Genomic DNA, 26,193 nt, shown 5'->3' with positions numbered 1-26,193 from the left:
TAAAGTATCCGATAATCGCCGCAAGTACACGTTTCCAGCACGGGGTAGTGAAGCCCATGAGAAACTGTATGATCAACGAACAGCTGTTGAACGTGTATTTGCCTATCTCAAAGGACAGTTCCAACTTGATAATGTTCGTCATCGTGGAGGTAAAAAAGCCAAAATGCATATGGAGTTAGCCTGCTTACTTTATACATCCTGTAAACTTTCAGTTGATCGAATTAACCAAGCAATGAATACCCCTCAGCTTTCTGCTTAATTTTTTTGAAAAGTACCGATTCAAATTGGAGAAGCAGATTCTCAAATAAATTACATTGTGAAACTTACTCCCAGAGACTCTTATTTGTTTTCGGGGCAAGCGAGGGTTAGTCGGTCGATGATAACAAGTCAAACTACATCTGCGAGCCTCCTTTTAGGCGTCTACTACCTTCAGCAAACTCTCAGAAACCTCTCAACTAACATTCAGTTTAAATTAAGTTGAGATTCAGGTTAGGCGTCTATACTTGGTTTTGTAAGGAAGAAACAAAAAAATAAAGAAAAAGGTGGAAACAAATTATGAAAAACATCGGAAGAAAAATTCTTACAGGTTCATTGGTAGCTTCTTTTGTACTCGGAGTTGGTTTTGTTGGAGCTTTACATAATCAAGCATTTGCAGATACGGTAACAGGCACGTCAACGAGCACATCGACTCAAAAAGCAGGAGCGGGTTTCAAAGGTCATGGAGATTTCGGAGACCGCGGTGGCTTCAAGGGTGCGAACGTGGTAAAAGAAACTGCGACAATCCTGGGCGTTGACGAAAGCGTCGTACAGGACGCATTGAAAGCGGACAAAACATTGGCTGCATTTGCAGAGGAAAAAGGACTTGCGAAAGCAGACTTTTTGCAAAAGCTAGTCGATGCAGAGACGGCTTCCATAACAGCTGATGTAACAGCGGGCAAATTGACACAAGCGCAAGCAGATAAGATTCTCAATGGTCTATCTGATCAATTATCGAAGCGTATTGACAGCAAAGGGTTCAAAGGCGGCTTCCCAGGTGGCGATCGAGATGGCATGGGCAGAGGTCATGAAAGCAATCTTGTAGAGCAAACAGCAACAATTCTTAGCGTGGATCAAAGTGTCGTAAAGGATGCTTTGAAGGCAGGCAAAACATTATCAGCTTTTGCAGTGGAAAAAGGTTTAACGGAAGCAGACTATGTAGCTAAGCTAGTTGCAGCAGAAACCACTGCCATCAACGCTGAAGTTACAGCTGGTAAACTAACGCAAGTCCAAGCAGACAAAATGTTGTCCGGCCTATCCGACCGTTTGACGAAACAAGTGCAAAGCACGCGTCCTGAAGGTGATCGGGAAGGTAAAGGCGGCCGTCATGGCGGCCCTGGCGGTGGACAATTCGGGAACCCTGAAGTGTTGACACAAATTCTGGGCATCACACAAGATGAGCTAAAAACAGAACTGAAAGCGGGCAAATCGATCGTGGATATTGCTACAGCTAAAGGCATCAGTGAAGATGATCTCATTAGCAAAATCAAAGACGGAATGACGGATTCCATTAAGAAGCATGTTGAGCAAAAAGGCACTGATCGTAAGCGCCCAGAAAGCGCACCGTCTGCTAATACAACAGCACCAACTACAACTCCTGCTGCAACGAACTAAAATTGATTTGGATGAAGCTGCTCGCTATGCGGGCGGCTTTTTTGTCGTGTGAGTACGCATGTGATTTCTCTCCCAGTGAGATAGCCAATGAGTTAGAAATTCCGCTCTGTAGCGATGATTTTCATCGCTAAAGTGAGCGAGTGGCGAGGAGATTGACTCGTTAACGATGTAAAACATGCTTAGATGACCAGGAAACTGGCCGTATAGACCGATTTCCGTGCTGTAGTGATGATTTTCATCGTTAAAGTGAGCGAGTGGCGGGGAGATTGTCTCGTTAACGATGTAAAACATGCTTAGATGACCAGGAAATTGGCCGTGTAGTCCGATTTCCGTGCTGTAGTGATGATTTTCATCGTTAAAGTGTGAGAGTGGCGGGAGATTAACTCGTTAGCGATGTAAAACATGTTCAAACGACGAGGAAATAGGCCGAGTAGTCCATTTTCTACTCCGAAGTGATGATTTCATCGCTAAAGTGTGCGGTGGCCGGGAGTTCGTTGCTGTAGCGACAGAATGTCTCTAGCCGCTAGAAACGATTTGAGCTCACACGGCCCAGCCGTCAGTGGACGAGTCATCGAGCACCAACTTCCAAAGCGCACCCTTGCTGAGCTCCTTCGTCCCGCGTCCCGCGTCACCAACCGACACTCGCGTAACCTAATCTTTTTCAGCAAACACTCAGCCTGTGTTCAACTTATATTCAGCCTACGCTCAGACTGGTTTCAGCGATCCCATTTACACTATGGCTAGTAGGAATTGTGATGGCCTGGGCGGTGGAAAGTCTGGGTAACTGGGAGAGGGGCATAACGGATGAAATTAGGTTGGAAGAAGAGATGGGTCATTGTGGCCCTAGCTGCCATTCTATGTGGAGCGGGAACATACTATTACGTACATAACAAGGCGCAGCCAGCGTCTGCAGCAACACAGCAAACAACGATGAAAGTGACCAAAGGGGCGATATCCATGGCGGTATCGGGAACTTCTCAGCTGGATGCCAAGGACAAGCAAAATATTGTGATCCCCATAGATGGTATCATCAAAACGATGAATTTGACGCAAAATCAGGCGGTCAAGAAAGGCGATGTGCTCGTCGAGTTGTCGGTACCTTCAACGGAAACGACTCTCAAGGAAGCTCAGGTCAGCTTGCAGCAGCTTGAGAAAGAGCTTGCAGATCTACAGGACCAACAAAATCATATGAGTGTTGCAGCCAGTATGTCTGGCAAAATTACTTTACCAGCCAATCTAGATGTAGGCAGTCAAGTCAACAAGACAACGAAGATCGGCACGATTTCAGATACAACACAGTTTAAAGTGAAACTGCCATTCTCCTTGCAAGAAGCTGTGCAGCTGAAAAAAGGTGACCCTGTAGAGCTTAGCGTTGATGGCTATTTACTATCCAAAGTCGGAGCCGTGGATACGATAGATCGTGAAATTAAAGCGGATGCTAACGGGAACAAAGTGGTTACAGTGGAGGTTCTGGTTAGCAATGACGGGACGCTTTCGGCGGGCCTTAAGGTAAAAGGCAGCATAGGCAGCGGTGATGGTAAAATCGACTCCTCCGAGCAAGTGGCGCTAGAGTATGTGCGCACCTCTCCTATTTTCGCAGAGGCAAGCGGAACGATAAAAAGCATGAAATTTAAAGATGGCGAAACGGTGAAACAGGGCGATCTGATCGCCACTCTGTTCAATGACGACCTTCAGAATAGTATCATAAGCAAGCAATCAGCTATCGAAAGCCAGAAAATCCGTGTAAACGATGCGGAGCAGAAAGTAAATCAATTGACGATTAAGGCGCCGTTCGATGGCGTGTTCTCGGCTGATTTTGCCAATAGTAAAAACAATGTGCTTCGTAATTATCCAGTAGGCGCGCAAATTAATGCCAATACAACACTAGGAGCCGTAGCGAGCCTAAGCACGATGCAGCTGGCTATTGCCGTAGATGAGCTGGATTTAACAAGCGTTAAAGTGGGGCAGAAGGTGAATGTGAAGGTTGATGCTATCTCCGGCAAGACGTTCCAAGGTGAAGTGACTTCCGTATCCAATGTAGGAATAACGACGAATGGGGTCACAACGTATGATGCTGTGGTCGCGATTCCGAATACCGATCAGAATGATTTGAAATATGCGATGACGGCGACGGCTGAAATTTCTATACAAGATAAGAAAGATATTCTCGTGCTTCCGATCCAAGTGGTTACAACAACCAGAGGCAAGTCTACCGTTTCGCTGAAGAAAGCGGATGGCACCGTCGAAGAGCAGCACGAAATCAAAGTGGGAATTCGCAGCAAGACGCAGGTTGAGGTGGTAAGCGGTTTGAACGCAGGCGATGAGGTCGTGATGCCGGTGCGCAGAGCGACAACGACGAATCAACAGCAGCAAGGTTTCCCTGGGGGTGCGGGTGGTTTTCCAGGCGGCGGCGGAGGCAACTTTGGTGGAGCTGGTGGCCAAGGTGGTGGCGGTACGCAAAACGGTGGAGGCGCGGGCCGCTAACCGTGAGCCAGCCCTACGGAGAGGAGCGATTCGATGAATATCATTGAACTAAACGAGGTAACGAAGAGCTATGCTCGGGGTGCAGAGGAATTGCAAATTTTGCGCGGCATTACCCTGCATATTGCGGTAGGAGATTTTGTTGCCATTATTGGTCCCAGTGGATCGGGAAAGTCAACGTTAATGAATACAATTGGGCTTCTGGATAGTCCGACTTCTGGCTCCTATACGTTAGACGGCGTAGCGACGGAGAAGATGTCGGACAACGGGCTTGCTGAGCTGCGCAACCGAAAAATCGGCTTTATTTTTCAACAGTTCAATCTGCTGCCCAGACTTACTGCGACGGAGAACGTAGAGCTGCCGATGATTTATGCAGGCATTCCAGCCAAACAGCGGAGAGAACAGGCGCAGCGAATGCTGGAGAAGCTGGGGATGGGGGAGCGAGGACATCACAAGCCCAGTGAACTGTCTGGCGGGCAGCAGCAGCGGGTAGCCATTGCCAGAGCTTTGGCCATATCCCCGTCCTTAATTCTAGCCGATGAGCCGACTGGCGCACTGGATTCGAAGACCGGCATTGAGGTGCTGGAATTAATTAAGGAGCTGAATCAGCAAGGCAACACGATTGTTTTGATCACCCACGATCATCACATTGCAGACAACGCCAAACGCGTCGTGACACTGCGTGACGGAGAAATCATAAGCGATCAAAGAAACGAAATGCTGCCAACACCTGCACGTAAGTTAGAGGGGGCGGTTTCATGAGAATTTGGGAGCTTTTCCAAATGGCGCTGGCCACGGTGCGTTCGAATCCGCTTCGTACAGTACTGACCATGCTTGGCGTTATCATTGGCGTTAGCTCAGTTATTACGCTTGTTTCGATAGGTCAAGGCACGTCCAAAGCGATTGAAAAGCAGTACGAAGGTCTGGGAACGAACCTGCTGACGGTAAATCTGATGGGCAACGGACGCGCTACTCAACTGAATTATGATGAGATTATGCAGCTTGAAAATACATCGGGAATCAGTGCAATTGCGCCAACGATGACTAGAAATAGTACCAGTATCAAATACGACCGGACAACAGAGACCTATAATGTCATTGGAACTAATGATCGATATCTCAGTTTGCAAAAGGGGACGGTCGCCAACGGCCGCTTCCTGGCACAAGCCGATCTGGACTTCCGTAATCACGTTGCGGTCATAGGCAGTGATGTGGCCAAGCAGTTTTTCGGTACGGATGACCCGATAGACGAAGAAATTAATGTGAATGGATATATGTACACGATTATCGGTGTGCTCAAAGCGAAAGGCTCCAATACAAGCGGGACGTCGCTCGATAGCTCGGTTTATGTACCTCTCCCTACCATGAGCAGGGATTTTAAACTGGGCAACATTCGGACGGCTTACGTCGAAGCAGCTTCTGGCAATGATGTGACCCGTGCACAAAGAACGTTAGAGTTGTATTTATTTAATAAATTTAAAAGTACAACGGGCTATAACATTTTGAATTCATCCGAATTAATTAGCGCCAGACAGACGGCTTCCAGCACACTGACCAACCAGCTAGTTGCGGTAGCGGCGATATCCCTCCTGGTAGGCGGGATCGGCATCATGAACATCATGCTCGTAACCGTCAGTGAGCGAACTCGGGAAATTGGGATTCGTAAATCGATTGGCGCCAAACGGAGAAACATTTTGCTGCAGTTCCTAGTTGAAGCTACGCTGATCAGCGGCATGGGTGGGTTGATTGGACTGATTTTGGGGATCGGCTTATCTTTAGCGTGGCCTTATATCAACCCTAGTCAACAAACGAGTTTGTCCATAAATATTGGGCTTTACGCATTTTTATTCTCGGCCTTGGTTGGTGTTGTTTTCGGATTATATCCAGCTAATAAAGCATCGAAATTAAAACCTATCGACGCACTGCGTTTTGATTAGGTCCACAGGAGGTATGAAAACATGATTCGCAAATTAACATCGATTTCATTCAAACAGACTGGTCTTGCCCTACTGCTGACTGGCAGCTTTGCAGCTGCAGCGTGGGTGGCCCCAGCGGCTCATGCGGCATCGGAAGGGATTTATATCTCAAACTCCTCTTATTTTACATTAAACCAAGCATCACTTTCGTCCTCTTCTCTTCAGTTTTCCGTTCTTTTACATAACGGGGAAAGCCAATCGATCGATTTTAACCAATATGGGGTACGGGTTACGGATCAAGCAGGACATAGCTACACGGCGAAATTAAGCGAGAAAAAGAGTGCGAGTGTCCTCCCCGGGCAGGATCAAAGCTTCCGCTTCTACGCCAACCTGCCAGCAGGTGAAACAGCAGATCAATTAAAGGTTGATGTTTTCCGCTGGGATTTCAGCAAAGCCGATTTCATGAATCATCTAGGAGATCTGCCAGTTTCCTCGGTTGTGCAGGAGGGACAGGTCAAGGTGCCTGAGCAAATTATTAATTTGCATGCACTTGATAGTACGCTCTCCAATGACGCCTCTGTTGCTTTTCAATTGGGCCAAAGCGTTCGCGTAACGGAGAATGGAAAATGGTACATGTACACGCAAGTTTCAGCAAAAAACTTAGGCTCGAGCAGCGTTAAGCTGCCCTCCGGTCTACAAGTTAGACTCGTGGATGCTAATGGGCTGAAATATACAGCGACGGTTGCCAGCGGTTCCGATACAACATTCCTGCCGAATCAATCGGATACGATGACGCTCAAAACACTCGTTTCCCGACAAATGCCGACCAGTGGTCTCACGCTGGAATATTATTACTTGAACCAAAGCGAGGATGTCTCGCTGGGTACGCTTAGTCTGAATACTTCGCTTCAAACAGCAGCGCTTGGCACCAAACAAGCTTACGCTGGGCAGCAGGAGGGTGAGCAGGTCACTGTGAAGGCGAATACGTCGACGTATTCGATTCAAGCAGACGGTGTGCATGTGCAGACCGTTGTCACGCTCAGTAATGAAGGCGAGGCGATCGCCTCTGTGCCATCCTTCTCTGCTTCTTATCAATTCGGCGACGCCGGCACGTCTGTTGTATCAACCGATAACGCCGCCCGCAGCGGTTACTTGGCTCCAAAGGAGACGGCCACTTACTACTTCAACGCCACTCTACCAACGGGAGTTGATCCGAATGCGGCTCAGCTGGTGCTTTGGCAGAAGGCTAGCACGGGTAGCTCAGGGACTGGCTCGACTGCAAGTACATCCAGCGGCGGTGCCGCTTCGGGAACAGCTACCACTGGCTCAGGGGCGGGGGCTTCTGCTAGCTCGGCGTCTACAAGTAACAGCAGTGGAGCAGCAGCAACTAGTAAAATGCCTGTTGCCGTCTTCCTGCTTAAGGGGGCAAGTGAAGCGCAAAGCGGCTTTACAACAGCTGTGAACTACGAGCTTGGCAGCAAGCTAATTTTCAACAACAACGCTGTTGTAAACAAAAATCTAGATGTCTCCTTAATGGAGCTGCATGCTCACGAGAACGACGATCTAGGCTACAAAACAGCCATAGCTAAATACAAAATAACAAACAACGGAACAAGTACCCTTGCCCTTCCCGAGCTTCAAAATGAGCTGATCGACAGCAAAGGCAATACCTACACAGGCTCTCGCCAAAGTGCAGCTGCGACTCAAATTACACCAGGAAGTTCTTATGTCGTGAGCTATTCCTACCTGCTTCCGAATAAAGCACAAACGGATGATGAGACATTCGCATTGAACATGTATGATGATAAGTCTGTCTCCGAGGGCAATGTATCTGTCGGTACCTATCGGGTAGCGCTGCAGAAAGAGACGGAAAGCGATACGCTTGCTTTATATCCGTTCTCCCTCAAAGTGAATGACAGCTCGATAAGCTGGCTTTATAACAGCGGGACTTATTCCTATCAGCTTAATCTGGATTTGGATATTACCCATGAAGATCAGGTCATTATCGATTCGAATTTCTCCAAAATTGAATTCGATATGGTCGATTCCCTCGGCCGAATTGTTGGCACTCAAACAGCAACGTTGACGGGGACAGGTAAGCTTACCAGCGGTAAGCAAAAAGTTATTGTCACCGGTTTGAAAAATGAGCAGGTTGATTCCGGCGTGGTCGTCAATATGTACGAGGTCATTGAGACACCGAATGGGACGGCTAAGAGACTTATTAAGCAGTTTCATTAGTATGGATGGGGACTGAAATTCGTATAAGAAGATTAAATTGTTAACATACAAAAAGACTGCCAGACATTGGGCTATTTCTAGCCTTGTCAGGTAGTCTTTTTGGTTTGTCTCCGAGCGGAATGCTATAAGGAAGCCCTTCACCTGCAAGGCTCCTTTGACGATTGGAGGGTGGCCGCGGAGTCGGCAGATGCCTATTTCACGTCGTATCCTTTGGCGATGGATGGCTCTATCCATCGTTTTTTGAAATGTTCGCGGCGCAAGATCACCACGCGGTCCTTGTAGACGTCCACAACGAGACTCTGGCTGATGGCCTGCGTCTCGGGCACGTTTTGCGCGTTCCATACCTCCCGGATGGAGCTACTTGAAGCGGCAACAAACTTCAGCTGCTTCACTTGTCTGGTCGTTTCTAGGTTCCAGTGGGTGTGACCACTGAACAGAATGACGTTCGGGTGCGCATCGAGCAGCGCCCGCAGTTCTTCATGCTGGACGACGCCCAGCTCCAGATCCGTGCCGTCCAGCGTCCGCGGCAGCGGCTGGTGGAGGAACACGAACACGGGCTTGCCGGCGTCCGCCGAGCCCGCGGCCGTAAGCCGCTCGCGCAGCCAGCCCAGCTGCTCGGGCGAGAGGAACGCATCCTCACCGTAGGATGCGTTCACGTCTCTGTACGCTTCCCCGCTAAGGAAAAGGAAGCGGTAGCCCTCCACGATAAGCTCGTGATACGGCTTATCGTAGCCCATCATGCGGTCGAACAACGCGACCGCTTGCTTGCTCGACCATGTTGGATTCATCTTCGATGTATCCAATCCGCCCTCCGTCGTGCGCCACACGCCGTAGTAATCGTGGTTGCCCATGGTCGCATGCACAGGGGCATGGGGCTTACGGCTGAGCAGCGCCAGCAAGCTACGGTAGTCGGCCTCACTCCCACTCGTGAGGTCGCCGTTCAAGACGAGCAGCTTGCTGTCCGGGCGCAGCGCGTGATGGTCGGCCAGCGCTTGGCTCAGCCGCAGCTGAGCGACTTGGTCGTAGGAAGTGATGTGAACATCACTCATCACGGAGAACGAAAACAAAGGAGCAGCCAACGGCTGCTCGACCTTGTCGCTAGCCACGGTTGTGCTTCGCAACGGGGTCAAAAATAGAAGAAAACCAAGGATAAGTATTCGCAGCTGTAATGATTTCATCTTGCATACACCTTCCAATTAGACTTGTCGATTGTCCTTATTTAGCTTGCTTAGAGATAGCTTGCGCTGAAGGAGATTGCGGAAATTTTCCCGGCTTTAGGAGGGGGAAGTTGTACGGCGTACAACATTTTTGCCCATTTTTTCCAATAAAGCTGAGATTGTTGTAGTTTGTACAACAAAAAAGCTTTATTTCTCGATATTGAGCTGTTTTTGGGCTAAAGAGTTGTAGGTTTTACAACAATCGCCGCGAACTCGCGGATTCACTCATTTAATGTTGTACAAAGTACAACTTTGCGAAGTGGGAGCAAGCCAGAGGTGCTAAGAGTATGTAATCTTCTCTGGTTGATTGACAATTATGCCCAGCGTACCTTGAGCAGCATTTACCTTAAACCCCCTATTCCCCAAAAAACAAGCAACCACATACCCTAGTGGTATTCCCAGTTCCATGGGAATTTATTTATTTTGCTGCCCAGCCCAAATATCAGTTTTGCTGTTGACTTTTAAGTCAGTTGGTTGTATGGTTAATTACATGAGTAACTAACCAATGTGGTGGTGAGAGAAATGGGACTAATGATGGACGATAGCCGCCCGATTTTTGTGCAAATTGCAGAGCGTATTGAAGACGACATTATAGAGTCAAGAATGCCGGAGGAATCGCAAGTGCCTTCTACGAATCAGTTTGCATCCTTTTATCAAATTAATCCGGCGACAGCAGCGAAAGGCGTTAATTTGTTGGTGGACCAAGGGATTTTGTACAAGAAACGAGGGATTGGCATGTTTGTAGCGGAGGGAGCGCGAGCGAAGCTGATGGAGAAGCGGAAAGAACTATTTTATGAGCAATATGTCGTGACGATGGTGAAAGAAGCTGAGAAGCTCGGAATTACTGTTGAACAATTGACGGAAATGGTGCGAAGAGGGGAGAAAGCGTGATGACCAACATTGTGGAAGTGAAAGGATTAACCAAGTCCTATGGCCAAGTGACAGCAGTGGATCATGTTAGTTTCACGATTGAAGCGAATAAAATCTATGGCTTACTAGGCAGAAACGGCGCAGGCAAAACAACGATCATGCATATGATCTCGTCTCAACAGTTCGCGACAAGCGGCGAGTTGAAGGTATTTGGGGAAGAACCTTACGAGAATAGCCGGGTGCTTAATCAAATTTGCTTCATTAAAGAAAGCCAGAAGTACCCAGATAGCTTCCGTGTCATAGATGTAATCGAGGTTGCGAGATCGCTTTTCCCGAACTGGGATCATACTTATGCGCATGCTTTAATTGAAGATTTCCGTCTGCCTTTGAAAAGAAAAATAAAAAAGCTATCCAGAGGGATGCTTTCTTCCGTTGGTATTGTGGTTGGTTTGGCTAGCCGGGCACCTTTAACCATCTTTGATGAGCCTTATTTGGGTCTGGATGCTGTGGCGAGAATCCTATTCTATGATCGCTTGCTCGAAGACTATGCCGAGTTTCCGCGGACGGTCATCCTTTCTACGCATCTCATCGACGAAGTTAGCCGCTTACTCGAGCATGTGCTGGTTATCGATAACGGCAAATTGATTATGAATGAAGATGCGGATGCTCTTCGCGGTCGTGCTTGCACGGTTTCCGGTCTAGCGACAGCTGTGGATTCCTTCACGCGGGGCAAAGAGCTGCTTGAACGCACGGCGATAGGTGCGGCTGCAACGGCAACGATTCTAGGTGCTCTAAGTGACCGGGATCGGAAGGAAGCAGAGGCCATGGGGCTTGAATTTGCTCCGGTATCTATGCAGCAGCTTATCGTTCATCTGACACGCACATCAATCGCGGGAAAGGGGACTGAAGAATAATGAATCAAGTTAACCAGGTAGTAAAGCTCCACATGAGGAACAAAATGGCATCGTGGGCTATCCCGTGGATCATTATTGGGGCAAACTTTTTGATCAATTTTCTTATAGCGATGTCGTTGGACAAAGGTGAATCTATTAACACTGGGGCGATTGTTTCGATTTTCATCTACACCTTAGTAGCAGGTACAGTTACTATTAAAGAAACCTTTCCATTTGCCTTGGGACTAAGTATTCGTAGAAAGGATTATTTCTTTGGAACTGCTGTGACAGCTATTATTGTAAATTTTAGTTCAGCCCTAGGACTTGTCATCTTGTCTGTGATTGAAGAGGCGACCAATGGGTGGGGAGTTCGATTGCACCTTTTTAAAATCCAATTTCTAAACGATCTTTCGCTGATAGGCACGCTGGGTATTTATCTGATTGTACTTCTTCATATGTATTTCCTCGGGTTCGCGATATCCAGTTTACACCGTCGTTTCGGCGGCGCTTCGATGTATATCTTTTTTACATCCCTGCTTTTGATTGGTACGGTAGTTTCCTATACCTTCACGCACTTTGGGTTGTGGGGCGGTCTCTTGGATTGGTTCATCCATAGTTATATGGATATATTCTGGTGGATGGTGCCTTTGGTTGTCGTTTACTTAGTGGCAGCTTATGGATTGCTTCGTAGAGCGACGGCTTAGAATTAAGAATAAGGGGCAGTCACATAAGGCGTTCATCTTTAGGCTGCCTCTGTTTTCACTGTTGCAATACATGGAATTCCTGTTAGATTTCGCTCCGTATCGAAACAAAATAAAGGCTGCTCGCTAGGTTATTAAACCTTTTGAGTCAGCCTCTTATTTTGTTATTTAGTCTCCTGAACGAGATCCGTAAGAGGCGGAATCGAGCTACGTATTCGGGTTACCTGCCTAAGAGCAAACCAGCTTTGGCTTGCCGGCGCTAATCCATAAAGCGCTGGATGGAGATAAGCGCGTTTTTCGCATCTATCTCCAGTCAACCCTAGAAATAAGCGCGTTTTCTGAGCTTATCCGCGAATGCTTCACTGCGTTTTACAGGTTTAAGCGCGGAAACCGCCTTCTCCGCCTTCATATTTCAGCCATAGCCTCATAAAACCAAACCTAAACCCCTTTGGCGCAAGCCCGCATCACCCAAAGAAAAAACGCCACCCAAGCAACATACCTGAATCGGCAAGTGCTGCTAGAGTAGCGCATAGAACATCATTTTAACCTCTTAAACGATTTTGGCTAAGTAGGCATCGAGCTGATCGAACGTTCCGCCGAAGCCTTGTTTCATGGAATCATGCATGCCCTCAAAGAATTTAAGTTCTTCCTCAGTTGCATGGATAGGACCTCCACGCATGATCAGTGTAGTTTTTCCTTCATCCTCAGTAAACGATAGTTTATTCATGATCTCCAGAGGGAAGTATTCGCTAAACGGTGCTCTGATCGTATTCGCCTCTGCATCGGAAAAAGAATTCACGAAGACGAGCTTCTCAGGGGAATTAATTTCATGGTACACAAACTTGCCCCACATTTCAAAGCCTTCAGCCGATTTCATGCTGTAGTGGAAGATGCCGCCTGGGTGTAGATCAAAGGTGTGTACGTTTAATTGAAGCCTGTTGGTCCCCACCAGCGAGCTAAATGTTCAGCCTCAGTCCATGTTTTGAAAACGAGTTCACGTGGTGCATGGAAGGTGCGTGTAAGAACCAACTCGCCTCCTTCTATGGTGGCATTGAAGTTGTTCCCTGCTTTTTCTTGTGTCATGTCGAATCCTCCAAATCAAATTGTTTTTTCTTTTCCTTCTCTAACATTTGCTGCAAATAATCGTCCAAACGATCGAATCTCTCTTCCCACATACTTGTGGTTGCTGAAGCTCAAGCCGATCCGCTATTTCCCCGACGGTAAGAGGGCCGTCACGTAAGAGCTCGACGATGTGCAAGCGGTTTGGTTCAGCGAGAGCACTGAAAGTCTTATTCATAAACAAAATATACTTCGAAAGGAATACTTATATGTGTAACCGATTGAAAAGCAAAAAGACTGCCGCACAGCAGTCTTTTCCTATTTCTCAATTGTTAGTCTAAGCCAAGATTCGTTTTATATTCACTTTATGCTTTCTTATTTCTTTACCCATTTTCTTGCTTATTTTTTGGCGCTCTGTCCACCTGTCTTTTAAAATGAAAAAAATAAATACGAGACGTATATAAATCATAGAATTGGACGAATCTAGTAGCTATAACTCTATTATTTTTTAAGAGGAGGAGATACTATGTTTCGTAAAATTCTTTATGTAACTTTGACGCTTCCTTTGCTGCTTTGTTTGTGGCAGGTGCAGCCAGCCTATTCGTATCCTGAAAGTGAAGATGGGGGGGAATTACCTCCTACGTATAGTATGGCAAGCAGTGCAGGTTCTGTGGAAGCAGCGGCTCAAACCGAGCCAGTTCAGTCTAAGACGCAGTATCAAGTGGACCGAGGAGATACGCTATTCAAAATTGCACGTGATTTTGGCGTTACCGTAGATGACCTTATCAACACTAACAATATTCAAAATCCGAACCAGCTAACCATTGGTCAAAGTCTAACGATTCCGAAAAGTGAATCCGAGATTGGTTTACCAAATGGTCAAAAGAAAATTATCAAAAAAGTGTTGAACACAACCCTTACAGCTTATACGGCGGGCTTTGAATCAACAGGAAAAAAGGCTTCCCATCCCATGTATGGCATCACATTTAGTGGTCTTAAAGCCAAAGAAGGACGCACGATCGCCGTGGATCCGGCTGTAATCCCTTTAGGATCTACGGTGTTCATTGACGGTATTGGCATTCGCAAAGCCGAGGACATTGGTTCAGCTATTCGCGGTTCGAGAATTGATGTATTCATGAATGATCTAAATGACGCTCAAGAATTCGGCGTAAAGAAGAATGTGAAAGTCTATTTGCTAGATAGAGAGAATGTTTAAATCGATAGGCATTTACTAGGTTAAAGGTCAACCGGGACATCCGGTTGGCCTTTTTTTTGTGTGAAACCACACACTTTGTGTATGAATTCCCTCTATTTTGTAGAAAAATGTTGAATTTCATTATTTTATGGAATACCATGGAAATAGATAGTACTTTACAACTAGAAATAATCACTGAAACACACCTAATATCAAGCAATAATGAACAAAGGCAAATCCATCGAAAGGTGGAGACGCAAAGCCACGGGTCTAAGTCATGAGTCACATGTCATGGGATGATAGCCGGGTTACTCTTTAAGGGCTTGTTTTTTTATTGCCAAAAAAGGAAAGGAGAGTCGGGAAATGGCAACATATCTTATGCTGATTAAAGTATTCGACGATGCGGAAAAGGTCATATACAAATTTGGTCCAACAGAAGAAAGTTTGGGTGAAATTGAGTTTGATCTAGTTAATGAAGAATTTCGGCAGCTAGAGAGGATCCCGGGTACTACCAAAGACCATATGTTCATGAAGGCTGCTTCAGCAATTGCAAGATGTTATGCAGAGGGAGACGGTTTTCCAGACAAAACTTTTTTTGCTTCCTAAAAGAGTTGTTTCCATTACCAACTTTCCGTACGATACATCTGACCCGTAGCAAAAGTGCCAAGGATTTTTTTCGATTACAAAATTGCTCTAAATACTGTGTATTTCTTTAGTTGCACGATATATAAAAAGATCATCAACTACCTTGCGGTCTCGCTAGGTAGTTTTTTTATTCCACCACATTACGCTTCAAATACCGGCTCAGTCCACTTCTGCTCAAAATGCCCACGCCTCTGAATCACAATTTTTCCTGAAACCAAGAAAGCTATTCATTGGATAGATAGTAAGTATAGTTAACCATGGTATATGTCGTTTCATATAAGTTAAACCTTCTTTTTCCCATGACAAAAGCGTGAGTTACCAAGCTTGCTAAGTAACGTCTATCGTACAAACACTGTCGCGCTCTGACACAGGTCTTAGATGCGCCCCGACTAAGGTCTAGGAACAAATACCGTCGTTAGTCCGTTTTGGAAAGCTTCGTTTTTACCTAAAATAAAGACATGAACAAGAGCACAGCAAACAACAAAGCAAACAACGAAAGGCGGTGACGAAACGATGAAAAGAAATACAGGCTTAGCCGCTCTGCTAATCGCATTCGGTGCACTGATTCTGTTAAATAAGCTAGGCGTTCACATGGGACCATTTATTGGCTCGGTGATGGGATACTTGATTCCAATAGGAATGGTTGGCCTTGGTTATGTAGGCATACAGAACGGCAGCAAAATCGGTTGGATTATTGCAGGGCTTGGCGCCATCATCCTGATTGGTAAATTAGCTGGTTGGATCATCATTTTACTGGCGATTGGGTTGATATGTTACGGAGTTTCGATGTTGACAAGAAGAACGGTGTAATGCAATGAAACGAATACAGAGAGTGAAAAAGGTGGTATGAGAGATGAGCCTATTTAGGCGAATGAGAGACATTACCGTAGCGACACTGAATGAACATCTGGAGCGATCGGAAGACCCGGTCCGCTTGATTGACCAGTACTTAGCAGCGCAGCGTGAGCAGCTTCAACAGTCCGAGAGACTGTATCAACAATGCGTAAGCCACGCAGCTTCACTCCGGCAGCAATATCTGACGGCGCTGGAAACCAAAGAGAAGCGCGAGCATCAAGCGCTGCTGGCTCTGAAGGCCGGCGAAGAACATATGGCAAGGATCGTGCTTCAAGAGAAACTGCAAGCCGAAGAGAAAAGCGAGCAGTATCATGAGTTGTACGATCAAGCGAAGCAGTCCATCCTTGATTTGGATGAAGAGCTGCAGCAGCTCAAAGCCGATTACAAAGAAGTGGCAGACAAACGCAGCTACTACTTAGCACGAATGGAGTCCGCAAGGTTGCAGCAAAGATTGCATGCTCGCAGCAGTGTGGCGCAGGATGCGACACCACGGATGTTCGGTCGCTTGGAAGAGCGCGTTTCCGATATGGAGTTGCACGCCAGAACGCTCCGCGATGTAAGACGAATGGGGCGCGAAAGCTACTATAGCGGGGGCAACCCGGCTGTAGATGCTGAAATGGAAGCTCTGAGAAACAGACTGCAGCAGGAGGGAGCCAAGTAATCATGAGCAAACTTTACCGCTCACGAAGAGATAAGAAGGTTACTGGTCTATGCGGCGGACTCGCCGAGGCCATGAATGTAGATGCAACGCTATTGCGTTTGTTAGTGGTGATCACCACAATTTTCACCGGAGGAACGGTCATTTTCATCTACTTTGTAGCTGCACTTGTTATTCCAAAGGAACCTGGGTACGATCAGCCTCCATTTGATCCTTATGCTGGCTCATATGGCCGTCACGGCTATAATGGCGGGGCATGGAACAATCATAAACCGCACCCTAACCATGCGCCACAACATACGGGCTATAATGCTCCGTACGACGCTGGAAAGACAAACAATATCGATGAAATGATGAAAGATATTGAAAAGAAAGCTTTGCAAAGAGAAGTAGAAGAACTTAGAGCCAAAGTCGCTCGCTTGGAACAACCAATTGATATTAAAAAAGGAGACGTGTAAACCATGGGAGTATTTACAAGAATGAAAGATATGACAAAAGCATCAATTCACGAGGTATTGGATAAAATTGAGGATCCGATCGTTATGTTGAATCAATATTTGCGGGATATGGAGCAAGAAATCGCGCAAGCTGAAGTTACGGTTGCTAGACAAATTGCGAATGAGCGCAAGCTGAAGCAGCGTTTGGAAGAGTCTGTTCGTCTCGTGGCTGACCGTGAAGCGAAAGCTTCCGCAGCGATCAAAAATGGCCAAGAGGCTATCGCTCGCCAAGCCGTCGAAGAAAAATTGTACCACGAAGATAAAATTGTTGAGTACACAGATCTATATGCGGCTTCCAAAGCACATGCTGATGAGCTGACACAGCAGCTGCACGAAATGAAAGATGAGTTCTACAAACTGCGTAACAAACGCAACGAGCTTGTATCCCGCGCTCAACTGGCTAAAGCCAAAAAACAAATGGCACAAGTATCCTACAACGGTGTCATCGAGAGCGGCAACGCATCCCGCGGCTTCCAACGTATGGAAGAGAAAATTATCCAAATGGAAGTTGAAGCGGAAATCGCTCGCAAGCCTTACGTGCCAGCGGGTTCAGTAGGCAGCTACACACCAGTTGATGTTGCAAAGCAAGCTAAGGTCGATGAGCAGTTGAATCTGCTGAAAGAAAAATTAAACGGTAAAGAAGCCGAGTAATGAACGGTGTTTGATCGAGAAGCCCCTCCTTGTGAGGGGTTTTTTGTGTTTCAAATTCGGTGACTGATTTGATTTATTTCTCCAAGTTTAATGGGGAAGTGAAAATAGGAGGGGTTTGGAGGAAAAGTTGTACAACGTACAATAATTTCGTTGGTTTTTTCTCGCAAAACCATAGATGTTGTATGGTGTACAACAATTTTTCCTTATTTGATCCGATTGAGCTACTTTTGGTTGAAATTGTTGTGTTTTTTGCAACAATTGCCGGAATCACGCGGAATTGTCATCATATTGTTGCATAAAATACAACACTATTTGGAGCAAATGTTTTATTTGATCGTTTACACAAAATCATAAGATTTTTAACTTTTTTGCAGAGATTTATCCACTCTTTTTCCAGCAAATTGCAGATAGAATAAGCACATAAGCATGAATGGTTAAAGCAAAGCACGAATGTTAAAACAAAACACGAGGTGAGGTCATGAGTGAAGCTCTGGTCCGGATGGAAGGAATTGAGAAGCATTTTCCTGGTGTGCACGCCCTCCATCAATGTCGTCTGGAGTTGGCAGCTGGTGAAGTGCACGCGCTTGTTGGCGAGAACGGCGCCGGAAAGTCCACGTTAATGAAAATCGCAACGGGTGTCTATCAGAAAGATGAAGGCAGGATCTTCTTGAAAGGCAAGGAAGTGAACATCCCTAATACGAGAGCGGCTCAGCAGCTTGGCATCTCGATGATTCATCAAGAGCTGAACTTAATGCCGGATCTAACGATTGCCCAAAATATATTCATTGGGCGAGAGCCGAGGAAGGGAATCAAGCTGTTCGTTGATGATCGGAAGCTGAACGATCAGGCACAGCAACTGCTGAACGAAATGAATCTCCAGCTCGATCCGCGCACGAAGGTGTCCGAGCTGACTGTTGCCAAGCAGCAAATGGTGGAAATCGCTAAGGCATTATCATTTCAATCCGAAGTGCTTATCATGGATGAGCCCACGGCGGCACTCACCAATGCGGAAATCGAGGAGCTTTTTCGAATCATTGAACAGCTGCGCGGGCGTGGGGTAGGCATCGTCTATATTTCTCACCGGATGGAAGAATTGAAGCGAATTACCGATCGCATCACCGTCATGCGTGACGGCCGTTATATCGATACTGTACAGACGAAAGATACGACCATCGATCAGATCATTGCGATGATGGTTGGTAGGGAGCTGTATGCCACATCTCAGCAATACACCGTCAACACGTCAGTGACTAAGGTGCTCGAGGTTACGAATCTGAACCGCGGATCCGCCGTGAAAGACGTCTCCTTTCATTTGGCGAAAGGCGAGATTCTTGGCTTCGCGGGTCTTATGGGAGCCGGTCGTACCGAAGTGGCGAGGGCTATTTTCGGCGCTGATACGATTGACTCGGGCGACATACGCATCCACGGACACAAGGTCCAGCTCAAGGCCCCGCATGATGCCGTAAAGCATGGGATCGGTTATTTATCCGAGGATCGAAAGCGCTACGGGCTCATGGTGGATATGGATGTGAAGACGAATATTGCCATAGCCTCTTATCGCAAAGCGAGACGTCTGCTCGGGTGGATGCACGATGGCAAGATTGATCAGTCGGCCTCACATTTTGTGGAAGCGCTTCAAATCAAGACGCCAAGCATTCATCAGCAAGTCAAATTCCTGTCAGGGGGCAATCAACAGAAGGTCGTTATCGGTAAATGGCTGCTGCGGGACTGCGACATTCTCATCTTCGATGAGCCCACGCGAGGGATCGATGTTGGCGCGAAGACAGAGATTTATAAGCTGTTGGATGAGCTCGCCGCACAGGGGAAATCGATCATTATGATTTCGTCCGAGCTGCCCGAAATATTGCGCATGAGCCATCGCATCATGGTCATGTGTGAAGGACGAATTACCGGCGAGCTCCGTCAACAGGACGCCACCCAGGAAGCGATTATGAAATACGCCACGATGCGAATCAGTTAGCGGATGTCTTAGGAGGAATCATAATGTCAACATGGCTTGTACGTAAAAAAATAGTGCCCACGATGTCTGGGCAAACCGGCGCTGCACAGAAGCTGCTGGCATTCGCCAGTTTGATTATGCTGGTTATTATCTTCTCTATATCTTCTAGTAATTTTTTTCAATTCGATAACATCGTAGCCATTATGCTCTCAACAGCCGTTATCGGCGTGCTTGCGCTAGGTTCAACGTTCGTCATTATCACCTCCGGGATTGATCTGGCTGTTGGAACGGTGATGACCTTCTCATCGGTGATGGCGGGAGTCATCATCACAACGTGGCATTTACCGATGCCGCTTGGCATTATCGGGGGCATTGCCACTGGAGCCATTTGCGGTCTCATCAGTGGGCTTCTCGTGGCGAAGATGAAAATTCCGCCATTCATTGCAACACTAGCTATGATGATGGTGACCAAAGGTCTTTCACTCGTCATCTCTGGGACGAAGCCGATCTATTTTAACGATACGACGGCATTTTCGCAGATTTCGATGGGGTCCTTACTTAATTCGATCATCCCCGGCTTCGAAATTCCGAACGCGATTCTCGTCTTCTTCGGAGCTGCTGTCATTGCCAGCATTATTTTATCGAAGACGATCATTGGACGCTATAACTTTGCCCTAGGGAGCAATGAAGAATCCACGAGGCTTTCCGGCGTTAACGTAGACTATTGGAAAATTGTCATCTACTCACTGACTGGCGTGTTCAGCGGTATCGCCGGCATTATGATGGCCTCCCGCCTCAATTCCGCTCAACCCGCGCTTGGCTCTGGTTATGAACTGGAGGCGATCGCTGCTGTTGTCATCGGCGGGACTTCCTTAAGCGGCGGTAAAGGATCCATTCTCGGAACTGTTATTGGCGCCCTCATTATGAGTGTACTCACGAACGGGTTGCGCATCTTATCTGTTAAGCAAGAATGGCAGACAGTGATTGTAGGGGTTGTTGTTGTGTTAGCAGTCTACGCTGATATGATGAGACGTCGCAAAAAATAAAGGTATTTCACTCCAAATCGGAGTCACATACAACAAATTATACGTAAGGGGAGATTAAGATTGCATAAACGGACAAAGAAATTTGCGGTAGCATCATCGCTTTTATTATTAACGACGATCGTACTTGGGGCATGCGGTGCCAAAACAACAGATACGAAAACGGCGGCGACAACGCCTGCGCCAGCAGCATCAACAACTGCGGCTCCTGCGGCGGCCAAATCGGATAAAATTTATATTCCGGTCATCTCAAAAGGCTTCCAGCACCAATTCTGGCAAGCTGTTAAACAGGGGGCTGAGAAAGCCGCCAAAGAATTTAATGTTGAAATAACATTCGAAGGTCCGGAAACGGAGACGCAAGTGGATAAGCAAATTGAAATGCTGCAGGCTGCATTGGGCAAAAAACCGCAAGCCATCGCTTTCGCTGCGCTGGACAGCAAAGCGGCTACGCCGCTGCTGGAGAAGGCTAAAGCAAGCAAAATCCCCGTCATCGGCTTTGACTCTGGTGTGGACAGCGACATTCCGGTGACGACAGCCGCCACCGATAACAAAGCTGCCGCCGCGCTGGCAGCGGACAAAATGGCATCGCTCATCGGCAACGAGGGAGAGATCGCCCTTGTCGTCCACGACCAAACGAGCCGTACGGGTATTGATCGCCGGGATGGCTTCACGAATCGGATCAAAGAGAAATATCCGAATATCAAAATTGTTGATACGCAGTACGGCGGAGGCGATCAACTCAAATCCACAGATTTGGCCAAAGCCATTATCCAAGCTCATCCGAATATTAAAGGCTTCTTCGGTGCGAACGAGGGCTCCGCGATCGGTGTAATCAATGCCGTGACAGAGCTGAAAAAAGACGGCAAAATCATCGTTGTCGGCTACGACTCCGGCAAGCAGCAAATGGATGCGATCCGCAGCGGTAAGATGGCAGGTGCTATTACACAGGATCCGATCGGCATCGGCTACTGGTCAGTGAAAGCAGCCGTCCAAGCGATTAAAGGGGAGACGGTTCCTAAATCGATCGATACAGGCTTCCACTGGTACGACAAAACGAACATTGATGCTGCTGACATCAAGCCGCTGCTCTACGAATAAGAATAAAGAGGCTGCGCCCATTCGGGCCAGCCTCTATTGTCATTTCATGAAACTGCTGTGTACAATACACATAGAGCTTAATTCGATTTCGCCAGAGGTGACCCATAATGTACAAAATCATCATGATTGACGATGAAGATGAAGTCAGAGAAGGCATCAAGCGGAAGACGAATTGGGAGGCCTGCGGCTTCCAACTGGTTGGAGATTTCGATAATGGCCGAGATGCCTATGAGGCGCTGGAGCGTTTGCAGCCGGATGCCGTCATTACAGATATTTGCATGCCGTTCATGGACGGCATGCAACTGACAGAGCTAATTGCCGCGAATTACCGGGATGTTAAAGTGATTATTGTAACCGGTTACGAGGATTTTGAATATGCGAAGCAGGCGATCAAACTCAAGGTCAAAGATTATTTACTGAAGCCGATCAACTCCGCAGAGTTTACCGAATTTCTTCATAAGTTAAGGCTAGAGCTGGATGAGGAGCGCAAACAGCGGGAAGATGTCACCTTTCTCCGACATCAGTTTAACGAGAGCATGCCGCTTCTTCGAGAGCGATTCCTTGAGCGGTTAGTTACATCCTGCATGAGAAAAGATGAAATTGAACGCAAGTTCCAGATGCTTGGACTTATTTTGAGCGGTCCTAGTTTTACGGTACTTGCTCTTGATATTGATGAGTTTCACCGTGAGTTCTATAGTGACCAGGTGGCCGAGGAGGAGCTGTTACGCTTTGCAGCCTATAACATTTTTCATGAAATTATGGAGAAAGAACAAGGCGGCATCGTATTCAGAACGCGTGATGACAAGCTTGTCGCACTGCTCTCTGGCGATTCGGAAAGGATCGAATTGACCTGTCAAACACTTGCCGAACATGTGAGGCACAGCATCGAGAAATATTTGAGCATGACGGTAACGATGGGCATTGGACGCACGTATAGCGATCTGCAAGACCTGCCAAAAGCATTTCAGGAAGCGATTTCTGCGCTGGATTACCGTTTTTTGCTCGGGAAGAACCGGATCATTTCGATTGGGGATATGGAGTTTGGGAGCAGCTTGGACAATCTTAGTTACATCCATATGGAGAAGAAGTTGATTTCTGCCATTAAAATAGGTGAAAAGACGATCGTAACGCTTACGCTGCAGGATTGGATCCATGAATTGAAGAAGGGCACCTGCTCGATGGATAAATGCTACGGCAAACTGAATAAACTGCTCGTCGCCTTAATGAATGTATTGGTGGAGACTGGTTTCGAAGAAACTGCGGTGCTTGGCGATCATTCTTTTATGCAGTTATATGCGAGGAAAACCTTAGATGATGTGCGGCTCTGGTTAGAGGAAATTTGTCTAGCACTCGTGGACCTGCTGGCTGAGAAACGAACCAAAGTGTCTCAAGCTCAGATGGAAGCCGCGGTCGCCTACATTCATACGCATTATGCGGACGAACAGCTCTCGCTTCAGCAGGTTTGCAATCATATTTATATGAGCATGAGCTACTTCAGCGCCTTGTTCAAACCGCATACGGGTGAGACTTTCGTCGAGTACGTGACCCGATACCGTTTGGATAAAGCCAAAGAAATGCTCGCTGCATCGCAGCTCAAAACCTATGAATTGGCCGCTAAGGTTGGCTACAATGATCCGCAATATTTCAGTGTTATTTTCAAAAGACATACAGGCATGACCCCCAAAGAATTCAGAACAGCGCGCAAAGGGTTGCCGAGCCTATGAGAACCTGGCGGCGTCCTATTCAATTCAAAAGCATTCATACGAAGATTGCACTGGCGTTCTCGTGCTTAATTCTTTGCACAACCATCATCCTTAGCTACAGCGCTTATCGCCTCTCTACGGTGGCTGTTACGGATACTTCATTGGAATATACCAAACAGCTTATCGAGCAAGTAAACAAAAATATCCAAACCTACATCGGTAACATGGAAAGTATATCTGCTCTATCGCTGAGCAACGCGGATCTGAAACGATACTTGGCTTTGAAGAACCCGAAAGAGGCAGAAGGAGTGCAGTTGGCGAGTCAGATCAGCAGTTATTTTCATGCGATTGTTGCTTCTCGAAATGATATCGCTTCCATCGTATTTGCGGGCTCCAACGGTGCCATCGTATCGGAACGCATGGATGCTAATTTCAAATCATATGCCGAATTAATTACGCAAGAGTGGTACAGCAAAGCGAATAGAGACAATAGCGATGTGGCTATTTCTCCCTCACACGTTCAGCACCTATATAAGGATGAGTACAAATGGGTCGTATCGATTAGTAAGCAAATGCCAAATCCATTGCCTGGAGCAGCAAGCGGAGTTCTATTGGTCGATCTGAACTATAACGTCATTAATGATTTATGCAACCAAATACAGTTGGGGCAAAGAGGGTACGTCTTCATACTCGACCAAGCAGGCGACCTGATTTATCATCCTCAGCAGCAACTTATCTACTCGGGACTGAAATCAGAGGATATTCCAACTCTTTTGCAGGCGAAGGACAGTACGTTCCATACGCAAGAAAATGAGCAAAGCAAAATCTACACGGTCCGTACAACGAAATTTGGCTGGAAAATTGTTGGGGTTACCTACGCTGGGGATTTGAGCGGAAATAAGAAGGACATGCAGCTGACATCCGCGATGTGGGGCGGCATTTCGTTAATCATTGCTTTAGCGATCTCCATTTTGCTGTCTATCACCCTAACCAAGCCGATTAAACAACTGGAAGTCCATATGAAGCAGGTGGAAAAAGGCAACTTCGACATTCGTGTCGATGTAGAAGGTGCGAATGAGATCAGTAAACTGTCACGTACCTTTAACCTAATGATCAGCAAAATCAAAGAGCTCATGAACCAAACTTTGAAAGATCAGGAAGTCAAACGAATCAGTGAGCTGAAAGCGCTGCAGGCGCAGATTCAGCCCCATTTTCTATACAATACACTGGATTCTATCATTTGGATGGCTGAAATGGGTAAAGTGGATGAAGTGGTTACGATGACTTCGGCCCTGTCCAAACTCCTCCGGTCAAGCATTAGCAAAGGGGAGGAACTCATTCCAATTGCGGTTGAATTGGAGCACATTCAGAACTATTTGACGATTCAAAACATCCGTTATCGGAATAAATTTACGTACGAGATCGAAGTAGAATCGGACATTCAAAGCTATCCAATATTAAAAATTATTTTGCAGCCCTTGGTTGAAAATGCCATATACCACGGAATGAAGCATCTGCCGGAACGCGGTCATATACGCATCACGGGACGCAGGATCGAAGGGGTTATCGAGCTCAAGGTGATGGATAACGGTGTTGGGATGAGCGAGGAGAGATTGAAAACGTTGATGCTCAAAACACGTCAAACCGAGTCAGGCAAAGGCTTCGGCTTGCATAACGTGAATCATCGCATCCAGCTTTATTTCGGGGAGCTGTACGGCTTGCAATTTGAGAGTGAGCTGGAAGAAGGAACGATAGTAACTGTACGTATTCCGGCCATTCCCCCGGCCCATAACGATAGTGAGAATTGAGGTGTGAAGGTGAGAATTAGAGTAAACTACGCAGCGATTGCAGTCATAGTGGTCCTGCTCATGACGACTGCGTATCTATTCGTTTCAAAGGGGATGGAGGCAAAGGACAGGCCGTTAATCCTCATTCCCAAGACGATCGATCCTCATGTGGAATTTTGGCGGGTTTTGAACCAAGGCGTGACTGCGGCGGCCAAAGAGTACAACTCAGAGGTTAAAGTAATAGGTACGCCTTCCGAATCAGACATCGATGAGCAGATCAAGTTGGTGGAAGAAGCGATCACATTGAAGCCGAAAGCCATTATTTTGGCGGCAACGGATTATAACAGGTTGGTGCCTGCTGCTCAAAAAGTAATTGGGGCCGGCATCACGCTAGTTACCGTGGACTCGGGACTCGAGGGCGACATTTCGACCAGTTTGATTGCCACTGACAACTATGCCGCAGGGCGCAAAGCAGTGGAAGCGATGAGACGCTATGTAAAGGAACCCGCTACCTATGCGATCGTCAGTTTTGTCAAAAGGTCCACAACCCAACTGGATAGGGAGAATGGGGTGAGAGACAGTCTGAAGAATGATCCCTCCATCCAGATTTTAGACACGTTATATAGTAATGGTTCTGAAGATAAAGCGTATGAGCAAACGAAACAGCTTCTTGCTGAACATTCGAATATTCGCGGTATTTTCGGGTTGAATGAAGTTTCTACGGTCGGGGCTGCGAGGGCTTTGAAAGAGCTAGATCCTGAGCATAGCATTAAGTTGGTCGGTTTCGACAGCTCGATGAATGAAATTGCTTTCCTGGAAGGAGGGACCCTGCAAGCAACTATTGTGCAAAAACCTTTTAACATGGGATATTTAGCGGTAAAAACAGCACTTCAGGTTCATAATGGGGAAAAAGTTAAAGCATCCATAGATACAGGCTCTGAGGTTATCACGAAAGAAAATATGTATACCAGAGAAAATCAAAAGCTGCTCTTTCCATTCGTTGAGAAATAAAAATGTTTTATTAAGAAGCTCCTCCTTGCGGGGGGCTTTTTCGCGTTATTTAGACGAAGACAACA

Annotated in this window: 24 protein-coding genes, 1 pseudogene and 1 riboswitch; of the genes and pseudogenes, 21 read left to right on the top strand and 4 right to left on the bottom strand. The window is 46.8% G+C overall.

Going from position 1 to position 26,193, the window contains the following annotated elements:
• From G519_RS0109835 to G519_RS47340, 6 genes are all read left to right on the top strand, one after another.
• On the top strand, positions 1 to 259 hold a 259-nt coding region (locus tag G519_RS0109835; RefSeq protein ID WP_029194533.1), incomplete at its 5' end, for a transposase.
• 296 nt (positions 260 to 555) lie between these two features.
• Positions 556 to 1,650, top strand: coding sequence for a hypothetical protein (locus tag G519_RS42460; RefSeq protein ID WP_036632523.1), 1,095 nt, complete (start codon positions 556 to 558; stop codon positions 1,648 to 1,650).
• 804 nt (positions 1,651 to 2,454) lie between these two features.
• A complete protein-coding gene (locus G519_RS0109825) occupies positions 2,455 to 4,134 on the top strand; it encodes an HlyD family efflux transporter periplasmic adaptor subunit (RefSeq protein ID WP_029194532.1) in 1,680 nt (559 codons plus the stop codon).
• 33 nt (positions 4,135 to 4,167) lie between these two features.
• On the top strand, positions 4,168 to 4,893 hold the full coding sequence (locus tag G519_RS0109820) for an ABC transporter ATP-binding protein (RefSeq protein ID WP_029194531.1): 726 nt from the start codon (positions 4,168 to 4,170) through the stop codon (positions 4,891 to 4,893).
• The gene (locus tag G519_RS0109815; protein WP_029194530.1) at positions 4,890 to 6,068 is read left to right on the top strand and encodes an ABC transporter permease; all 1,179 of its coding nucleotides are present in this window, start codon (positions 4,890 to 4,892) and stop codon (positions 6,066 to 6,068) included. The genes G519_RS0109820 and G519_RS0109815 overlap by 4 nt, the downstream gene beginning before the upstream one ends.
• 21 nt (positions 6,069 to 6,089) lie before the next feature.
• Positions 6,090 to 8,285 (top strand): hypothetical protein, encoded by a 2,196-nt coding sequence (locus tag G519_RS47340; RefSeq protein ID WP_029194529.1) that lies wholly within the window; start codon positions 6,090 to 6,092, stop codon positions 8,283 to 8,285.
• 191 nt (positions 8,286 to 8,476) lie between these two features.
• Here G519_RS47340 and G519_RS42450 read toward each other — a convergent pair whose 3' ends face one another.
• On the bottom strand, positions 8,477 to 9,463 hold the full coding sequence (locus G519_RS42450) for a metallophosphoesterase family protein (RefSeq protein WP_051253291.1): 987 nt from the start codon (positions 9,461 to 9,463) through the stop codon (positions 8,477 to 8,479).
• A 561-nt stretch (positions 9,464 to 10,024) separates the two neighbouring features.
• Here G519_RS42450 and G519_RS0109800 point away from each other — a divergent pair.
• From G519_RS0109800 to G519_RS0109790, 3 genes are read left to right on the top strand one after another with little or no spacing between them, the layout of a single operon-like run.
• Complete coding sequence (locus G519_RS0109800; protein WP_029194528.1) at positions 10,025 to 10,393, top strand: GntR family transcriptional regulator; 369 nt, start codon at positions 10,025 to 10,027, stop codon at positions 10,391 to 10,393.
• Positions 10,393 to 11,286 (top strand): ABC transporter ATP-binding protein, encoded by an 894-nt coding sequence (locus G519_RS0109795; RefSeq protein WP_029194527.1) that lies wholly within the window; start codon positions 10,393 to 10,395, stop codon positions 11,284 to 11,286. Before G519_RS0109800 ends, G519_RS0109795 begins: the two co-directional genes overlap by 1 nt.
• Positions 11,286 to 11,969 (top strand): hypothetical protein, encoded by a 684-nt coding sequence (locus G519_RS0109790; RefSeq protein WP_029194526.1) that lies wholly within the window; start codon positions 11,286 to 11,288, stop codon positions 11,967 to 11,969. Before G519_RS0109795 ends, G519_RS0109790 begins: the two co-directional genes overlap by 1 nt.
• A gap of 547 nt (positions 11,970 to 12,516) precedes the next feature.
• Here G519_RS0109790 and G519_RS53260 read toward each other — a convergent pair.
• From G519_RS53260 to G519_RS53495, 3 genes and pseudogenes are all read right to left on the bottom strand, one after another.
• Positions 12,517 to 12,843, bottom strand: a complete 327-nt coding sequence (locus G519_RS53260; protein ID WP_307720114.1) for an SRPBCC family protein — start codon at positions 12,841 to 12,843, stop codon at positions 12,517 to 12,519.
• 47 nt (positions 12,844 to 12,890) lie between these two features.
• Positions 12,891 to 13,049, bottom strand: a complete 159-nt coding sequence (locus tag G519_RS53255) for an SRPBCC domain-containing protein (RefSeq protein ID WP_244280082.1) — start codon at positions 13,047 to 13,049, stop codon at positions 12,891 to 12,893.
• A gap of 94 nt (positions 13,050 to 13,143) precedes the next feature.
• A pseudogene (locus tag G519_RS53495) lies at positions 13,144 to 13,263 on the bottom strand (ArsR family transcriptional regulator); the annotation flags it as partial.
• Between the two features lie 288 nt (positions 13,264 to 13,551).
• On the opposite strand from G519_RS53495, the gene G519_RS42440 reads away from it, so the two are divergent.
• From G519_RS42440 to G519_RS0109715, 12 genes are all read left to right on the top strand, one after another.
• Entirely contained in the window at positions 13,552 to 14,241 is a 690-nt protein-coding gene (locus tag G519_RS42440; protein WP_036632520.1) for a 3D domain-containing protein, read from the top strand.
• A 200-nt stretch (positions 14,242 to 14,441) separates the two neighbouring features.
• Positions 14,442 to 14,536: riboswitch (cyclic di-GMP riboswitch) on the top strand.
• Between the two features lie 47 nt (positions 14,537 to 14,583).
• Positions 14,584 to 14,826 (top strand): hypothetical protein, encoded by a 243-nt coding sequence (locus G519_RS50095; protein ID WP_029194525.1) that lies wholly within the window; start codon positions 14,584 to 14,586, stop codon positions 14,824 to 14,826.
• Positions 14,827 to 15,378: 552 nt separating this feature from the next.
• The gene (locus tag G519_RS0109760) at positions 15,379 to 15,675 is read left to right on the top strand and encodes a LiaF transmembrane domain-containing protein (protein WP_029194524.1); all 297 of its coding nucleotides are present in this window, start codon (positions 15,379 to 15,381) and stop codon (positions 15,673 to 15,675) included.
• A 43-nt stretch (positions 15,676 to 15,718) separates the two neighbouring features.
• On the top strand, positions 15,719 to 16,381 hold the full coding sequence (locus G519_RS0109755; RefSeq protein WP_029194523.1) for a PspA/IM30 family protein: 663 nt from the start codon (positions 15,719 to 15,721) through the stop codon (positions 16,379 to 16,381).
• A 2-nt stretch (positions 16,382 to 16,383) separates the two neighbouring features.
• The gene (locus G519_RS0109750; protein ID WP_029194522.1) at positions 16,384 to 16,836 is read left to right on the top strand and encodes a PspC domain-containing protein; all 453 of its coding nucleotides are present in this window, start codon (positions 16,384 to 16,386) and stop codon (positions 16,834 to 16,836) included.
• 3 nt (positions 16,837 to 16,839) lie between these two features.
• Complete coding sequence (locus tag G519_RS0109745) at positions 16,840 to 17,526, top strand: PspA/IM30 family protein (protein ID WP_029194521.1); 687 nt, start codon at positions 16,840 to 16,842, stop codon at positions 17,524 to 17,526.
• A gap of 478 nt (positions 17,527 to 18,004) precedes the next feature.
• Positions 18,005 to 19,507 (top strand): sugar ABC transporter ATP-binding protein, encoded by a 1,503-nt coding sequence (locus G519_RS0109740; RefSeq protein ID WP_029194520.1) that lies wholly within the window; start codon positions 18,005 to 18,007, stop codon positions 19,505 to 19,507.
• A gap of 23 nt (positions 19,508 to 19,530) precedes the next feature.
• On the top strand, positions 19,531 to 20,532 hold the full coding sequence (locus G519_RS0109735; RefSeq protein WP_174806669.1) for an ABC transporter permease: 1,002 nt from the start codon (positions 19,531 to 19,533) through the stop codon (positions 20,530 to 20,532).
• A gap of 60 nt (positions 20,533 to 20,592) precedes the next feature.
• Positions 20,593 to 21,627, top strand: coding sequence for an ABC transporter substrate-binding protein (locus G519_RS0109730; protein WP_029194518.1), 1,035 nt, complete (start codon positions 20,593 to 20,595; stop codon positions 21,625 to 21,627).
• 107 nt (positions 21,628 to 21,734) lie between these two features.
• Positions 21,735 to 23,351 carry a response regulator gene (locus G519_RS0109725; protein WP_029194517.1) on the top strand — a complete coding sequence of 539 codons (1,617 nt, stop codon included), beginning with the start codon at positions 21,735 to 21,737 and terminating at the stop codon, positions 23,349 to 23,351.
• Positions 23,348 to 25,138: a cache domain-containing sensor histidine kinase gene (locus tag G519_RS0109720; RefSeq protein ID WP_029194516.1), complete on the top strand. Its 1,791-nt coding sequence runs from the start codon at positions 23,348 to 23,350 to the stop codon at positions 25,136 to 25,138. The genes G519_RS0109725 and G519_RS0109720 overlap by 4 nt, the downstream gene beginning before the upstream one ends.
• 9 nt (positions 25,139 to 25,147) lie before the next feature.
• The gene (locus tag G519_RS0109715) at positions 25,148 to 26,128 is read left to right on the top strand and encodes a substrate-binding domain-containing protein (protein ID WP_244280081.1); all 981 of its coding nucleotides are present in this window, start codon (positions 25,148 to 25,150) and stop codon (positions 26,126 to 26,128) included.
• The last annotated feature ends 65 nt before the right edge of the window (positions 26,129 to 26,193 follow it).

The sequence above is a fragment of the Paenibacillus alginolyticus DSM 5050 = NBRC 15375 genome (genome assembly GCF_000422905.1).
Classification (GTDB): Bacteria; Bacillota; Bacilli; order Paenibacillales; family NBRC-103111; genus Paenibacillus_E; species Paenibacillus_E alginolyticus.
Note: the sequence above shows the minus strand (reverse complement) of the source record. Positions and strands in the feature narration are given on the sequence as shown.